This is a genomic window from Sorangium sp. So ce1335 (genome assembly GCF_051521615.1).
In the GTDB taxonomy this organism is placed as follows: Bacteria; Myxococcota_A; Polyangia; order Polyangiales; family Polyangiaceae; genus Sorangium.
The window spans coordinates 11,472,220-11,487,018 of the sequence record NZ_CP150363.1 but is presented as its reverse complement, the minus strand read 5'-3'; the positions used below and the strand labels follow the sequence as shown (position 1 = coordinate 11,487,018).

The 14,799-nt window shown below is 71.0% G+C and carries 12 protein-coding genes; 5 read left to right on the top strand and 7 right to left on the bottom strand.

Annotated features, from left to right (window positions below; translation table 11 throughout):
• Positions 1–8 precede the first annotated feature (8 nt).
• Positions 9–341 carry a cupin domain-containing protein gene (locus WMF24_RS43015; RefSeq protein ID WP_437733279.1) on the top strand — a complete coding sequence of 111 codons (333 nt, stop codon included), beginning with the start codon at positions 9–11 and terminating at the stop codon, positions 339–341.
• Positions 342–461: 120 nt separating this feature from the next.
• On the opposite strand, the gene WMF24_RS43010 is transcribed toward WMF24_RS43015, so the two are convergent.
• Positions 462–941, bottom strand: a complete 480-nt coding sequence (locus tag WMF24_RS43010; protein ID WP_437733278.1) for an SRPBCC domain-containing protein — start codon at positions 939–941, stop codon at positions 462–464.
• Positions 942–1,107: 166 nt separating this feature from the next.
• Between WMF24_RS43010 and WMF24_RS43005 the strand changes: the two genes are divergently transcribed.
• Positions 1,108–1,431 carry an ArsR/SmtB family transcription factor gene (locus WMF24_RS43005; protein ID WP_437733277.1) on the top strand — a complete coding sequence of 108 codons (324 nt, stop codon included), beginning with the start codon at positions 1,108–1,110 and terminating at the stop codon, positions 1,429–1,431.
• A 111-nt stretch (positions 1,432–1,542) separates the two neighbouring features.
• Here the strand turns inward: WMF24_RS43005 and WMF24_RS43000 are convergent, their stop codons facing one another.
• Entirely contained in the window at positions 1,543–1,983 is a 441-nt protein-coding gene (locus WMF24_RS43000) for a hypothetical protein (RefSeq protein WP_437733276.1), read from the bottom strand.
• Between the two features lie 313 nt (positions 1,984–2,296).
• Positions 2,297–4,126: a glycoside hydrolase family 43 protein gene (locus WMF24_RS42995; RefSeq protein ID WP_437733275.1), complete on the bottom strand. Its 1,830-nt coding sequence runs from the start codon at positions 4,124–4,126 to the stop codon at positions 2,297–2,299.
• A gap of 501 nt (positions 4,127–4,627) precedes the next feature.
• Here WMF24_RS42995 and WMF24_RS42990 point away from each other — a divergent pair.
• The gene (locus tag WMF24_RS42990; protein WP_437733274.1) at positions 4,628–5,620 is read left to right on the top strand and encodes an aldo/keto reductase; all 993 of its coding nucleotides are present in this window, start codon (positions 4,628–4,630) and stop codon (positions 5,618–5,620) included.
• Positions 5,621–5,679: 59 nt separating this feature from the next.
• Here WMF24_RS42990 and WMF24_RS42985 read toward each other — a convergent pair whose 3' ends face one another.
• Positions 5,680–7,089, bottom strand: a complete 1,410-nt coding sequence (locus WMF24_RS42985) for a PLP-dependent aminotransferase family protein (RefSeq protein ID WP_437733273.1) — start codon at positions 7,087–7,089, stop codon at positions 5,680–5,682.
• 192 nt (positions 7,090–7,281) lie between these two features.
• Between WMF24_RS42985 and WMF24_RS42980 the strand changes: the two genes are divergently transcribed.
• Entirely contained in the window at positions 7,282–9,339 is a 2,058-nt protein-coding gene (locus tag WMF24_RS42980; protein WP_437733272.1) for a glycoside hydrolase family 9 protein, read from the top strand.
• On the opposite strand, the gene WMF24_RS42975 is transcribed toward WMF24_RS42980, so the two are convergent.
• The 3 genes from WMF24_RS42975 to WMF24_RS42965 all read right to left on the bottom strand — a co-directional run bounded on the left by WMF24_RS42975 (position 9,231) and on the right by WMF24_RS42965 (position 13,825).
• On the bottom strand, positions 9,231–10,937 hold the full coding sequence (locus WMF24_RS42975) for a DUF6798 domain-containing protein (protein WP_437733271.1): 1,707 nt from the start codon (positions 10,935–10,937) through the stop codon (positions 9,231–9,233). The genes WMF24_RS42980 and WMF24_RS42975 overlap by 109 nt on opposite strands.
• Before the next feature lie 87 nt (positions 10,938–11,024).
• Entirely contained in the window at positions 11,025–12,644 is a 1,620-nt protein-coding gene (locus tag WMF24_RS42970) for a hypothetical protein (RefSeq protein ID WP_437733270.1), read from the bottom strand.
• Positions 12,645–12,886: 242 nt separating this feature from the next.
• Positions 12,887–13,825: a LysR family transcriptional regulator gene (locus WMF24_RS42965; RefSeq protein ID WP_437733269.1), complete on the bottom strand. Its 939-nt coding sequence runs from the start codon at positions 13,823–13,825 to the stop codon at positions 12,887–12,889.
• A gap of 78 nt (positions 13,826–13,903) precedes the next feature.
• Between WMF24_RS42965 and WMF24_RS42960 the strand changes: the two genes are divergently transcribed.
• Positions 13,904–14,764, top strand: coding sequence for an NAD(P)H-binding protein (locus WMF24_RS42960; RefSeq protein WP_437733268.1), 861 nt, complete (start codon positions 13,904–13,906; stop codon positions 14,762–14,764).
• The last annotated feature ends 35 nt before the right edge of the window (positions 14,765–14,799 follow it).

Sequence of the window (14,799 nt, the reverse complement as noted above, 5' to 3'; positions counted from 1 at the left end):
GTGGCTTCATGAACACGACGACCTTCCGCCCCCAGCAAGATCAGCCCTTCGAGACCGTCGCGCCCGGCATCCAGTTCAGCTTCCTGCGCCGCCACGACGGCGGCCGCGGGTTGACGGTGCTCGTTCGCATGGAGAAGGGCGCGCGCGCGCGGCACCACGACCACCCCGGCGGCGAGGAGACGTACCTCGTCTCGGGGAAGCTCCGGATCGGCGAGCGGGTGCTCTCGCCAGGCGACTACCTCTGGACAGCGCCGGGCGAGGGCCACGACGGATACGCCGAGGAGGAGAGCGTCTTCTTCGTCGTCCTCCCGGGCGGCCTCGACATCACCGGCGCGCGCTGAGCTCGCGCGGGGGTCGCGTGCCCGGCGCGACGCTCGCGAAGGGGCGCTCGCGGAAGCGCGGAGAACGGAGGTGCCCGACGGCCTGCGCGGCGGCGCGGCATCGGCCCCCGGGCGCGTGGCTCAGAACGAGCCCTCGCGCAGGTTGATGCCGTGCTCGAGGTACGCCTTCAGGCAGCACGCCATGTGCATCCAGCCCCCACAGTTGCCGTAGGAGGCCTGTAGTCCCTGCTCGGTCTCCTTCCAGCCCGACTCGGAGATCCGGACGAGCGTCGCGCTCGGGCCGAGGGCCTCGAAGTGCACCTCGACCCGCGTGTTGTACGGCAGCTCCTTCACCGTCTTCTCGCTCAGGTCGACGGGCTCGCTGGCCGCCCACTCGAAGGCGATGAGCTTGCCGGGGACGACCTGCTTGACGAAGACGGGGAACGGCTTGCCCTCGTCGAAATCGGCGAAGCTCCACATGACCGTCGTCCCCTCGTCGAGCGGCGCGCTCGCGCCGCCCGTCGTGAAGTACCCGCTGAGCTTCTTCGGGTTGTAGACCGCATCGAAGACCTCGTGGACGGGCTTCTGCACCTTCGTCTGCACCTGGAATCTGAGCTCCATGACGCCTCCTCCTCGCGGCAACGCCTTGACCGCGCACGGGCGCGCGGGCGCACGGGCGCGCCGACACGCCCGCGCCGGGGCGCACCGGCGCCCGGGCGCGTCGGGCGTACCGACCCACCTGCCCGCGACCATTGACCGCGGGTCCATCATGTTATATTCTTATAACATGTCAAGCGCCGATCCGGATGACCTCGTCTTCAAGGCGATGGCCGACGGTCGGCGGCGGGAGATCCTCGACCTGCTCAAGGACGGGCCGAAGACGACGGGCGAGCTCTGCGACCATTTCGCCGAATGGGATCGCTGCACGGTGATGCAGCACCTCGGCGTGCTGGAGAAGGCCGATCTGGTGATCGTCAAGCGCGAGGGGCGCCACCGCTGGAACTACCTGAACGCGATCCCCATCCGGCGGATCCACGACCGGTGGATCAGCCGCTACGCGTCCGCCGCCGTCGATCTCCTCGATCGGCTGAAGCGCGATCTGGAGACGTGAGGCGCGTCGGCTCCCCGCGAGCGGGTCGCCGATCTCCCGGCAGCGCTGCCGGCGGCCGGCTCCTCGACATCGGACCGGGCGCCACGCGTCGTGCGTGCTCGTACGCAGCGCCTATCGGCAGTCGGCGCTGGTGTGCAGCCCGCTCGCGCGGAGGTCGTCGGTCGCGGGCTCTCCGAACGAGGTGATCGTGACGTTCACACCGACGTCGCACGCGGCCAGGCCGGAGTCATCGGTCGACCACCAGAGGATCCCGGTGGCGCCGGTCGCGCGCGTGCGTATGCCAAGGCGGGGCGCCTCGGGGCTATCGCAGTCGGCCGCGCGGTTGGTGATCTCCACGTCGGCGAGGACCCATCCCTCCGGGACCGACACGTCGAAGCGCGGCTCGGTCGCGGGCGGCCCGAGGACATGGAGCTTCACGCACCAATCCGCCTCCCGGTCGGCCTTGACCACGAGGAGATCGCCGGGCCCCGGCCAGGGGTACGCGGCGTAGTCGGCGGCGGGCGGCGTCCCGTCCGGGCCGTCGCCCGGCCTGATGCCCGGGGACAGGGGCAAGACGGCTTCCCCGCAGCCGGCGAGGAGGAGGCCAAGGAGAAGCGAAAGAGCGCTGGCGCTGTGCATGAGGCGATGGTGCCTCACCGGTCGGTGCTGACAAGGGCGTCGCACGGTCGGCGTACGGGCCCCCGCCTGGAGCAACGCTCACGTCGAGCGAGCGAGAAATGAACCGCCAAGACGCCAAGGACGCCAAGAAGAAGACGATGTCTTGGCGTCATGGCGGTTCGAAGCTCTGCTCGCTTCAGGCCGGTTCAACCCGTCTGTTGCTCCAGAACATCAACGTGCGCTCTTCAAGTGAGACTCCCTCCGCCTGTCACGGCCTGGTGACCTCGAAGGAGGCGACGTTCACGGAGCCGCCCAGGGACTGCGTGGCGTAGTTGAAGATGCCGAAGCGATACCCGAGGAAGTACTGCCAGTCCTTTGTCATGTTGAGCGTGTTGCCCAGGGAAGTGAACTGGGTGCCGTCCGTGCTGTAGGAGAAGCGCGCCTGGGCGCCGCCGTTGTCCGTGCGGACGTTGGCTTCCACGCGCAGCCAGATCTTGTTGCCGGACACGTCGGCGCCAGCCACCTCGGTCCCCGTGCTCGTCGTGGTCCAGGAGGTGTTCATGTTGACCCCGTTGGTCATCACGACGCGCGTCGCCCCGTTGACCTTCTTGACCCCGATCCACGCCGACACGTCGCGCAGGGCGGCGAGCCCGGCCACGTCGCCGTTCTGCATCTTGCTGTGGTCGAGCTCGATGGTCCCGATCGAGACGGGCCCCTCGATGCGACGGGTCAGCGTGTTCCGAGCGGCGTAGAGATCGTTGGTCACCGTCGCCGTCTGCAGGGTCAGCCCGGCCCCGGAGGACCACTTGCTGTTGTCGGGGTTGTGGTTCCACTCCCACTCATGGCTCAGGGTCTCCTCCGCGAAGGTCTCCCTGCTCGCGGGCGGCTTCACGCGGTTCGACCCGCAAGGCAGGTTCGGGAAGGGGTACGTGCCTCCCCACTTGCCGTCCACCAGCGTGACCGAGGGCCAGCCGTCGGTCCACGTCATCGGGGCCATGACCGGCAGGCGGCCGGCCGGGAACGAGTCGTTGAAGGCGATGTAGTACCAGTCGCCGTTCTGCGTCTCGACGATGCCGCCTTGGTGCGGGCTCCCACCGGAGCCCGGAGCGCCGGCGTAGGGCAGCTTGACCGCGAAGGGCCGCAGCTCGTAGGGACCGAACGGCCCGTTCGTCGAGCGCAGCACGTACTCACCGTTCGCGTATTGCGTGACGAAGATGTAGTAGTCCCCATCGCGCTTGAAGAAGCGAGAGCCCTCCAGCGGTCCGGAGACGGTGGCCGGCGTCTGGAACACGACCTGGTTCTTGACCTGGCTGAAGCCGTCGGCGCTGAGCTGGGCCACGCTGATCGTGTTGTTCCCGTAGGCCACGTACATGGTGTCGTCGTCGTCGATCAACAGCCCCATGTCGTAATAGCAACCGCCCCTGTGCTTCTCCCACGGACCTTCAGGGGACTTGGCCGTGAAGACCCAGCCGCCGCCCGCGTCGTGCATGCAGCCCATCCAGTAGAAGGTCTCGTTGCTCTTCCGGTACTGGAGCGTGGACGCCCAGATGCCGTTCACATAGGAGTTTCCCCCTCTCAGGTCGTACGACGCGTCGAAGTCGAGAACGGGCACGGAGTGCGAGACGTATTCCCAGTGGACCAGATCGTAGGAGCGGAGCAGGGGCGCTCCGGGCGAATGGTGGAACGTGGACGCCGTGTAGTAGTAGGCGTCGTCGACGCGAATGACCTCCACGTCGGGGAGGTCTTCCCAGATGAGAGGATTGGAGTAGGTCTCCGGGCAGACGGCAGGGGCGCTGCCACCCGAGCCGCCGTCGCCGCCGCCGCCGCCGGTGCCAGGGGCGCCGCCTCCGGACGCCGCCGATCCTCCGCCGGGGCCCGTCGAGCCGGCGCTCGCCGCTTGCCCATCGCTCCCGCCCGAGCCGCTGCTCGTCGAACCGCTCGTCCCAGGACCGGTCGTCGTACCCGCCGTGTCGTCCTCGCCCACCGGCGACTCCCCGCTGCAGCTCGCGAGGAGCGCGAGGAGAACGGCGGCAGACGCCGCGCCGCCTGGTCGTCGGGTGCGAGAGCGGGTGTGCGTGAAATGGAAAGAGAAGTGCATGGTCGTGTCCTGGTGAGAGGTGTCAGCGAGAGCGCTCGGCGCGCGGCTGGCAGAAGCAGAAGATGAATCCGTCACGGGTGCTGGCCTGGCCTCGGCTGCGGCCGAGCTGCCCCCGGCGTCGCCCCGCGCTGTCCGAGGTGACCTCCTCCTCCGCCCGGCCTCGTCCCTCCGCCCGGCCTCCTCCTGCCCGAGGGTTCCGGAACATATTGTGAACGTTCACATTGTGGCGTCAACCCAAATTCGCCTGCGCGCGGCCCCTCTCGCCTTCGTCGGTTTGCGGCGCCACAGCGCGCCGGCGCTCTGCACCCGCGGCTCTCGCCGCCGCCATCGAAAATGTTAACGTTCACAAATCGCGTTCCCCGGTGGAGGTGCGGCCCGCGGCGGCCGCCCCCGCCCGTCGCCCTCCCGGTGGTCCACGCCGGAGCCGCAGCGGTGGTCCTCGTTCCCGCGCGCGTGCGGGCTCATACCTGGGTCCGGACATCGGTCCACGAGGAGGACGCCATGAAGCGACGATGGGAGAGAGCAGGCATCGAGACGAGCGCGCTGGGCCTTGGGTGCTGGGCCATCGCGGGGAAGTGGAAGGACCCGGGCGCGAGCTGGGAGTGGCACGGCACCGACGACGCGGAGTCGATCCGGGCGCTCCGCGCCGGCATCGACGCCGGCGTCACGCTGCTCGACACCGCCGACGTGTACGGGTCGGGGCACAGCGAGGTCCTCGTCGCGAAGGCCATCGAGGGGATCCGCGACCGGGTCACCCTGGCCACGAAGTTCGGTCACGTCTTCGACGAGGAGAAGCACGCCAACCTGGGAAAGACCGACGCCAGCCCGGCGTACATCCGGCGCGCCGTGGAGGGGAGCCTGCGGCGGCTGGGGACCGATCGCATCGACCTCTACCAGCTCCACATCTGGGAGCACCCGCCGGAGAAGGCCGGCGAGGTGGTGGAGGTGCTCGAGCAGCTCGTGAACGAGGGGAAGATCCGCACGTACGGCTGGAGCACCGACGTGAAGGCCTCGGTCGAGGCGTTCGCCCGCGGCCCGCATTGCGGCGCGGCGCAGATCCTCCTCAACGTGTTCGAGGGGAACGACCGGCTGATCGCCTACGGCGAGGGCAAGGGGCTGGCGCTGCTGTGCCGGAGCCCGCTGGCCATGGGCATGCTCTCGGGCCGGTACACGAAGGGCGAGACGTTGCCCCGCGGCGACGTGCGGACGAGCAACTTCGCGTGGATCAGCTGGTTCAAGGACGGCAAGGTGAACCCCAACTACGCCCGCCGCCTGGAGGCCGCCCGCGAGATCCTGACCAGCAACGGCCGGACCCTCGTGCAGGGGGCGCTGGCGTGGATCTGGGCGAAGAGCCCGAGCGCGATCCCCATCCCCGGCTTCAAGACCGCGGCCCAGGCCGTGGAGAACGCGCGCGCCATGGAGAAGGGCCCGCTCACCGCCGAGCAGGCCCGCCAGGTGGCGGAGCTGGTGGCGTACGAGGACCGGAACCTGTAGCGCCGCCGGTCGACTCCGCCTGTCCCGAGCGCGCGGTCGCCTTCGCGGCGGTCACGCGCTCAGGGCGAGCGGATCTCACGATCTGCGTGCCGCTCGACGAGGGCTCCGAGCCGCTCGAGCCCCTCGTCGAGCTTCTCGTCCGCCACGTTGCCATAGCCGATCACGAGCGCGTCGCTCGCCGTCGACGGCTCGGCCCTGAACTCGTCCTCTGTCGAGATCCGCAGCCCCTCCGCGCTGCAGGCGTCGGCGAAGCGCGGGCCGAAGCGCCGCCCGCCGAAGCGCACGTGCAGGTGAAACCCGGTGTCGCCGCCGCCGGTGCGGACCTCATCGCCGTACCGGGCCGCGAGGAAGGCGAGGATCGCCTCCAGCCGGGCGCGGTAGCGCCGCTTCATGGCGAAGATGTGGCGCTCGAGGTGGCCCTCCTCGATGAAGCGGGCGAGCGCGCGCTGGTGCGGGATGGAGCCGCGGAGGTTCGTGCGCCGCACGAGGTCCGCGATCGCCCCGACGAGGTGGGAAGGGGCGATGAGGTACCCGACGCGCACGAAGGGCGCGAGGCACTTCGAGAAGGTCCCCAGGTAGACGACGCGCTCGGCGTCGAGCGAGGCGAGCGGCGGGACCGGGCTGCCGCGGAAGCGGAACTCGGAGTCGTAGTCGTCCTCGAGCACCAGCCCTTCGGCCGGGGCGGCGAGCTCCAGGAACTCGACCCGCCGCCTGAGCGGCAGGAGCGCGCCGGTCGGGAACTGGTGCGAGGGCGTCAGGTAGAAGAGCGCGCCGCGGGGCACGTCGCCGAGACCGGACGGGAGCGCGCCGGCGTCGTCGACGTGCACCGGGCGGCAGCGGAACCCGGCCGAGGCGAAGACGTCGCGCGCGAAGGTGAGCCCGGGCTCCTCGCAGAAGAGGGTCGTGGCGGGGAGGAGCCGCGAGAGGAGCGACAGGGAGTGCGAGGTGCCGGAGGTGACGCAGATCTGCGCCGGATCCGCGGCCAGCCCGCGGAACCGGTACAGGTAGTCGGAGATGGCCTGGCGCAGCCGGACATCGCCGAGCGGCGGGCCGTAGGAGAGATCGGCGGCGAGCGCGAGCGAGATCGCGTCGTCGGCGGCGCGGCGCCACGCCTGCCGCGGGAAGCTGGCGAGATCGGGGATCCCGGGGGTGAAGTCGAAGCGGATGGGGGTCCGGTGCCGCCGGGGGGCGGCCGCCCCCGCGACGCTCGCGTGCGGCGCCCGCACGGGCAGCGCGGCGGCGTAGGTCCCGTGGCCCGCGCGGGTCTCGAAGTAGCCCTCGCCGGTGAGCTGCTCGTAGGCGTCCGTCACGAGCCGCCGGGAGATGCCCAGCTCCGCCGCGAGCAGGCGCGACGGTGGGAGCCTCGCGCCGGGCGCGAGCTCGCCGGCGATGACCGCCTTGCGCAGCCCGTCCGCGAGCTGGAGCGCCAGCGAGCGCCGCGAGGCGCGATCGAGCACGATGCCGAACACGGAACGCAGGATAGTGCCTCGACCCGCGAGCAGACCAGCTTCGCACCGCACACAGTGACAACCGGAGGACGACAGTGACAACCGTTGGTTGACACATCGGGCCTCCGGGCCTCGTCCGCGCCGAGGCCGCGCGCGAAGCCGTCCCCAGAGTGGCATTCACGTGGTACCCTGCGAGCCCCAAGGAGGCTTATCGTGCAATCCCACTTACATCGGTTTCTGGTCCCCACGCTCCTCTCGTGTGCGGTGCTCGCCGCGTGCTCCGGCGACGACGAGAGCGGCGCCGGCTCGGGCGGCGCGGGCGCCGCGTCCGGCTCCGGCGCCGCCGGCCCGGCCACGAGCGGGTCCGGCGGCGGCGGCCCGGCCACGAGCGGATCCGGCGGCTCAGGCGGGTCTCCCGTGGACCCGTCGGCGGCGCTCAGCGAGCTCATCGTGGTGGACCAGTTCGGGTACCTGCCGGACGCGGAGAAGATCGCTGTCCTGCGAGATCCCGAGACCGGCTTCGACGCCGACGTGTCGTTCACGCCCGGCGCGACGATCGCGCTCGTGAACGCCGCGACGGGAGAGCACGTCCTCACGGCGGCGCCGGTGCCCTGGCGCGACGGCGCCACCGACGCGTCTTCCGGAGACAGGGCGTGGTGGTTCGACTTCTCGTCGATCACCGCGCCTGGCCGCTACCACGTGCTCGACGTCGAGAACAGCGTCCGCTCCGCCGAGTTCGAGATCGGCGATGCGGTCTATCGCGAGGTGTTGAAGCAGGCGGTGCGCACCTTCTTCTACCAGCGCGCCGGGCAGCAGAAGGACGCGGCCCTCGCCGGCGAGGCGTGGGCGGACGAGGCGAGCCACGTGGGCCCGCTGCAGGACAGGAACGCCCGCCTGTACAGCGCGCCCGACGACGCGTCGACCGAGCGAGACGTCTCCGGCGGGTGGTACGACGCGGGCGATTACAACAAGTACACGAGCTGGACAGCGAATTACGTCGTGACGCTGCTCCGCGCCTACGCCGAGAACCCGTCGGTCTGGACCGACGATTACGACATTCCCGAGTCGGGCAACGGCGTCCCCGACATCCTCGACGAGGCGAAGTGGGGAATGGACTGGCTCGTCCGCATGCAGAGCGCCGACGGCTCGGTGCTCAGCATCGTGGGGCTCTCGCACGCGAGCCCGCCGTCGGCCGCGACGGGGCCGAGCCTTTATGGCAGCGCGAGCACGAGCGCCACGCTCGCCACGGCGGCGGCGTTCGCGTACGGCGCGAAGGTGCTGAAGGGCGCCGCCGGCGGCGCGCTCGCGAGCTACGCGGACGCGCTGCTCCCGCGCGCCGAGAGCGCCTGGGCATGGGCGGACGCGAACCCCGCCGTGATCTTCAGGAACAACGACGCCGAGGCCGGCACGTCCGGGCTGGGCGCCGGGCAGCAGGAGACGGACGATTACGGCCGCCTGAGCCTGAAGGTCGAGGCCGCCAGCTATCTGTTCGACGCGACGGGAGACGCGGTGTACCGCGACGTCGTCGACGCGAACTACGAGAAGATCCACCTGATGGAGTGGTCCTTCGCGTACCCGTTCGAGGTGCAGCAGCAGGCGGCGCTCCTCCATTACAGCAGCGTGCCTGGCGCGACGGAGGCGGTGGCCGACGCGATCCGGAGCACCTACCGCGCGGCCATGGATGGCGACGACAACCTCGCGGCGTTCCGCGCCGGCGTCGATCCCTATCTCGCGCACCTCAAGGACTACACGTGGGGGAGCAACGCCATCAAGGCGCACCAGGGCAACATGTTCCACGACCTGGTGACCCACGAGCTCGACGCCGCCGTGAGCGCGGACGCCGTGCGGGCCGCCGCGCGCTACGTGCATTACATCCACGGGGTGAACCCGCTCGGGCTCGTGTACCTGTCGAACATGGGCGCGTACGGCGCCGAGCGGTCGGTGAACGAGTTCTATCACACGTGGTTTCAGGACGGCAGCGAGCGCTGGGATCGCGTCGGGGTCTCGACCCACGGCCCGGCTCCCGGTTTCCTCGTCGGCGGGCCGAACCCGAGCTACGACAAGGACGGCTGCTGCCCTGACGGCTGCGGCAGCCCCGAGAACAACGCGCGCTGCGACGCCGAGCCGGTCTCGCCCCCGAAGGATCAGCCGGCGCAGAAGTCCTACAAGGATTTCAACACGAGCTGGCCGCTCAACTCGTGGGCGGTGACCGAGAACAGCAACGGGTACCAGGTGTCGTACATCCGGCTGCTCTCGAAGCTCGTCCGGTAGCGCGTCCGCAATCCCTCACGGGAGCTCTGACCCACGGACTGGTTCTGGGCTGGACGATCGATGCGGTACAGGCTGCCGTGGCGGTCCTTGAGGGCGAGCTCCACGCCGTCGCAGGAGATGGAGGACCGCGGCGGCATGATGACCCAGCCCGGCGCCGGCGAGCTCGCCACGATCGGCTCCAGCGCACGGCACTGCGCCTGGCCTCGGCTGGCGTAGAACGCCTCGAGGAGCTTGATGCGGCGGTTCCACTCGACCACTTCCCGATCGGCGTAAGGGTGTGACTTCCAGTCCGCAAAGGTCGCCACCGGCGCGTTGAGGCGCAGGTGCGACCATTTGAAGGTCGACGGCGCGACGACCACGTCCGTCGCCGAGCCGCGGCGCTGCGCTTCGCGGGCGAGGGCGATACCCCGGTCCTCGTGGTCGCTCATGCGATCGAGCCCTTCGCTCACGGCTGCTCCCACGGCGACCACCCCCACGACGCCCACGGCGCCGGGGATGACGCGGGGCAGACGGCGCGTGAGGCGCCCGAAGAGCGCCGCGCACAGCACAGCGGTGGAGAGCGGGATCAACCAGGTGGAGATCCGCCACGGGAAAGCGAGCCTGAGCGAATACAGCTTTGGAAAGCCGATCGCCGCGAGCGTTCCGAGCACGACGAAGCCCGCGAACACGCCGAGGCGCTCCTTGCCCGAGCGGGTCGCGGCCACGATCGCGAGCACGACGACGAGCGCGCGGGCGCCGTCTGCGAGCGCGAGGAAGCGCCGCGGATCCGAGTGGTGGGGGATGCGGGAGTCGGCGAGGATCCTCTGCGCCTTCTGGAATGTCTCGGCGTCCGAGGGGGCGAACTGCGTCGCTGCCCAGAGCAGCGGAGGCATGAGCAACACCCCGGCGAGCGCGGCCGCGAGCGCCTTGCGCCGCGCGGGCGTCTCGCGATCCAGCAAGAGCTCCGCGCCCACGAGGAGCAGCACGGAAGGCACGTACGTCGGGTGCAGGATGGCCGAAAGCGAGGCGACCGCCGCGCCCGCGCACCGGCGGCCGCGGAGCGACAATGCCAGTCCGCACAGGAGGAGCACACCGGCGTTCGACGGCTGCAGGTAGCCGCGGAAGAGGGACTGGCCAGCGGTGCCCTCGAAGACCATGTCGGGGAGCGCGAGCCCCGCGGACCCGAGCGCGCAAGCGATCACCCAGCGCGGGGCGCGCGGCGCGTCGGCGGGCAGAAGCGACTCGGCCGCAAGCACGATCGCCGCCATGCACAAGCTGCCGAAGACCGCGTTCAACACCGGCAGGGTGAACAGGCCGAGCGCCAGCAGCGGGGTCATGAGCCACGAGAAGAACAGCGTCGGCTCACGGGTATGCGCGAACCAGTCCGCCGCGAGCTGCGGGTAGTCCCCGGAGCGCAGCGCGGCGTGCGCGAAATACGTGTTCTGGTTGCTCACGAAGGGGCGCCACATGGACGCCACAGCCCCGAACACGAGGCAGGGCACGACCCACGACCACCGGGCCCACGCGCGATACCGATCTGTCCGGGCATCGCGGCTCGCGTCGGGCGTGGAGCGCTCGTCGTCGGGGTTGAGTTGCTCGTCGTCGGGAGCGGGCTGCACCGCGGCGACGCTAGCACGCCCGCGTCGACGAGCGAAGTCTCGCCTTCGAGTCTCCCTCGAAGGGTCCATTGGCCGCGAGGCGCGGCGTCAATGCGTCGTCACGCCGCCGAGCGTGGGAACCGGCTCGTCGCCGTGGGCCGCGGACGCGGCCGCCGCCGTCGCTGGTGAGCACGTGTTCCCGTCCGCGTGCGCCGCGAGGAAAGCCTTGAGGATGCCGTCGCGGTGCGGGAGGAACGAATGGGTGAGCGCCTGCGAGAGCTCCCCGTCCTCCCTGACGTGGACGAACCGGAACTCCTGCTCGTCCACGGGCTTCTCGGGCTCTTTCCTGGGCCACGTCACGCCGTTGCCGAGCGACGCGCCGTCGCTCAGCTGATGGCACCCGGCGCACGACTGGGTCGTGGCGCGCGCGGCCACGTCCACGGGCGAGAAGAGGGTGTCCCGCCCGAGGCGCACGAGCTCGGCCTGGATGCGGTCGCGCAGCTCGATGTTCGGCGGGAAGTTGAACGGCGGATCCAGCTGGAGCGCGTAGTCGTTGTCGCTCCTGACGATGCTCTCGCCCGCGTTGTAGAGGTCCTGCGTCGACCCCTTGAGCTGGATGTCGTTGATGTCGGGGCTGAGGGTCGTCAGCTTGTCCACCGACTCGATGAAGTCGTCCATGAACGACGCTCCGCGGGGATCGTCGGGATCGAAGTTCGTGCCGAACAGCTCGGCGAAGGGGTTCTCCTTCACCGGGACCGGCTTGATGTAGAGCCGCGGCTCCCCGCTCGGTCCGACGGTCTTCGCGAGCTTGAAGTCGTGGAGCTGCCAGTCCTGGCCGGCCTGGACCTGGTCGGGAGCGCCGGGGTTGCCCATGAACTGGTTGGTGCGGATCTGGCCCGTGCCGCGCCGGCCCGCGGGGCCGTGGACCGCGTCGGCGAAGTTGTCCGGGTGGAGCACCGGACCGAAGCCGGCCTCGACGAGGCCGACGGTGAAGAACCTCTCGAGCTCCTCTGCGCGCTGGGCCGCGTCCAGGGTCGGGAGGCGCGCCCAGAGCTCGGCGACAGGCAGGCACGCGGCGACGCCGCACTCGGGGTGGGGATTCTGGAGCTGGGCCTCGAAGATGATCAGGTTGCGGTCGGCCTGGCCGGCCGACTTCTTGCCATAGACGATCCGGTACTCGCCGCAGTGCGCGCCGTCCTGCGGCGCGAGATCGAGGCGGTTCACGACGGCGAGCGGCTCCATGAAATCCGGCGAATCCGGGTCGAACGGGTCGCTCGTGGCAAGGCGCCCTTCCCTCCGGGGGCACGCGATCCTGAAGCCGTTGAGCGTGCGGAAGCCGTCGCTGCCGGTCTGGTCGTCGCAATGAACGGCGTCGGGGAACTGGGCCGTGGAGGAGAGGTTGTAGAAGTCCCACCAGCGCCTGTAGAGATCGAGGGCTGTCTGTTGCGCCCCGGTCCCCGCCCTCAGGATGAGCTGATCGAGGACGCGCTGGAGCGGCAACCGGCTCATGACCAGCGGGTCCGTGGCCTTCGTGAGGATCAGCGAGCGCTGCGTATCGATGTCCAGCGGGGCGGACAGCGCCTGCGCGCCCTCCGCGGCGAGCTCCTCGGCGTCGTCGGCGGGGAGCTCGCCGGGCGCGCTCGCGTCGCCGCACGCGGCCAGAGAGGCGGAGGCAGCGAGGCACATGACCGCCGCGGCGAGGGGGGATCTGGATAGATGAAGAGGCATGATCGCTCCTGCGCAGGACGGTCGCGTCGGCGGCGTCGCGTGACGCTGCCCCTCGGGCGATCTGCCTGCTGCTCGGTGGATGCCGGCTCGCCAGGAGGCCCTTCGCGAGAAGCGGTCGAAGCACCGTGGATTTCCTGCTGCGCTCGCGGGGGGACGCGCTGTTCGCCGCGGGCGTCGACCGGGGTTGGGCCGCGGGGCCGCGCGCGCGAGCAGCGCCGCCTGGGCCTCTGATCAAAGGCTGCTCACGGGCGGCGGCCGCGGCCGGCCCGCACCGGGTCGGTCGCCGGCAGCTCCCCGAGCAGGTGGTCGACGCAGGTCCGGACGGCGGCCGTCAGCGCGCGATGCGCGCGATACAGGAGGCTGACGCCTCCGGCCTCGGCTTCGTGGCCATCGAGGACGCGGACGAGGCGCTTCGCGGCCACGTCCTCGGCGCAGAACACCTCCGGGAGCAGCGCGATGCCGATGCCCGCGAGCGTCGCGCGGTGGGCGGCGGAGGACTCGCTCACGTAGAAGCGGGGCTCGAACACGATGCGCCGCCTCCGGCGCCCTTGGCCGAGCGTCCACGTGGCCATGCCCTCCGTCGCGTGCACCGCGATGCAATCGTGGCGCGCGAGGTCCTCGACCCGGCGGGGGACGCCCCGCGCCTCGAGGTAGCGCGGGCTCGCGTACAGCAGCTTCCGCGTCGCCCGCCAGAGCTCTCGCGCCACGAAGTCGGTCGTGTCGTCCACGCGGCCCGGGACGATCGCGATATCGAACCTCCCGGCCAGGAGATCGACCGGCCGCGAGTCGATCTCGAGGTCGACCGACACGCGGGGGTGCTTCGCGAGGTAGGCGCAGACGACGCGCGCCACCGTGGCGCCGAGGGCGATCGGCGCCACGACCCGGACGCGCCCGCGCGGCTCGCTCTGGAGCTCGCGGACGAGATGCGTGCCTTGCGCGAGGTCGTCGATCGCCCGCTCGGCGTGGCCGAAGTACGCGCGCCCGGCGTCGGTCAGCTGCAGCCGCCGCGTCGTCCGCTCGAGGAGCCGGACGCCGAGCGCGGCCTCGAGGCGCGCGATGCGCCGGCTCACCGTGGAGACCGGCACCCCGCGCTCGCGGGCGGCGGCCGAGAAGCTGCGCGTCCGGACGACGCGCACGAGGAGCGCGGCGTCGTTCAGGTCCAGATCGATCTGTGCGTCCACGGCAACAGTCCCTTCCCTCCGGGCACACTAATGCGCTCCGGCGGCAGGAGCTAGGCTCGGTTGCAGCAGGAGGTGTTCATGATCATCGTCACGGGAGCCAACGGTCAGCTCGGCCGAGCCATCACGGAGCGGCTCCTCCAGCGCGTGCCCGCCGCCCGGATCGGCGTCAGCGTTCGCGACCCGGAGCAGGCCAGCGCGCTCGCCGAGCGCGGCGTCCGCGTGCGTCGGGGGACCTTCGAGGACGCCGCGAGCCTGCGCCACGCGTTCGAGGGCGCGTCGCGCGTGCTGATCGTCTCCGTCGACAGCGCGGGCGAGGCCGCGGTTCGCCAGCATGAAGCCGCGCTCGAAGCGGCTCGCGCGGCGGGCGCCCGCCGCGTCCTCTACACGAGCCACATGGGCTCGAGCCCCGCGTCCCCCTTCGCGCCCATGCGCGACCACGCAGCCACCGAGGCCTCGCTGCAGAGGTCGGGGGTCGCGTTCACCTCGCTCCGCAACGGGTTCTATGCCGCCTCCGCGTTCATGTTCCTCGAGCGGGCGCTCGCGACGGGCAAGCTCGTCGCGCCAGAGGACGGCCCTGTCTCGTGGACCGACCACGGCGATCTGGCCGACGCGGCGGCGATCGCGCTGACCGACGAGGCGCGCCTCGATGGGCCGACACCGCCGCTCACCGCCCCCGCGGCCCTCGACCTCGCGGACGTCGCCGCGACCGCCTCGGAGCTCGTCGGGCGCTCGATCGCGCGGGTGACCGTCAGCGATCGAGCGTTCCGGGACGACATGGTGTCTCACGGCGTCCCCGAACACCGGGCGGACCTGCTCGTCGGCCTCTTCGCGGCGAGCCGCCAGCGCGCGTTCGCCGCCGTGGATCCGACGCTGGAGCGCTTGCTCGGCCGGGCGCCGATGTCCATGCGCCAGTACCTGGCGACGCGCCTGTCGCGCTGAGACACGCCCGTCGACCCGCCGCCGGAGCCGCTCCG

Bases quoted from the DNA above. Each gene is read 5' to 3' on its own strand.
- WMF24_RS43015 (WP_437733279.1), top strand. From the start codon at position 9: ATGAACACGACGACCTTCCGCCCCCAGCAAGATCAGCCCTTCGAGACC.
- WMF24_RS43010 (WP_437733278.1), bottom strand. From the start codon at position 941: ATGGAGCTCAGATTCCAGGTGCAGACGAAGGTGCAGAAGCCCGTCCAC.
- WMF24_RS43005 (WP_437733277.1), top strand. From the start codon at position 1,108: ATGTCAAGCGCCGATCCGGATGACCTCGTCTTCAAGGCGATGGCCGAC.
- WMF24_RS42995 (WP_437733275.1), bottom strand. From the start codon at position 4,126: ATGCACTTCTCTTTCCATTTCACGCACACCCGCTCTCGCACCCGACGA.
- WMF24_RS42990 (WP_437733274.1), top strand. From the start codon at position 4,628: ATGAAGCGACGATGGGAGAGAGCAGGCATCGAGACGAGCGCGCTGGGC.
- WMF24_RS42970 (WP_437733270.1), bottom strand. From the start codon at position 12,644: ATGCCTCTTCATCTATCCAGATCCCCCCTCGCCGCGGCGGTCATGTGC.
- WMF24_RS42960 (WP_437733268.1), top strand. From the start codon at position 13,904: ATGATCATCGTCACGGGAGCCAACGGTCAGCTCGGCCGAGCCATCACG.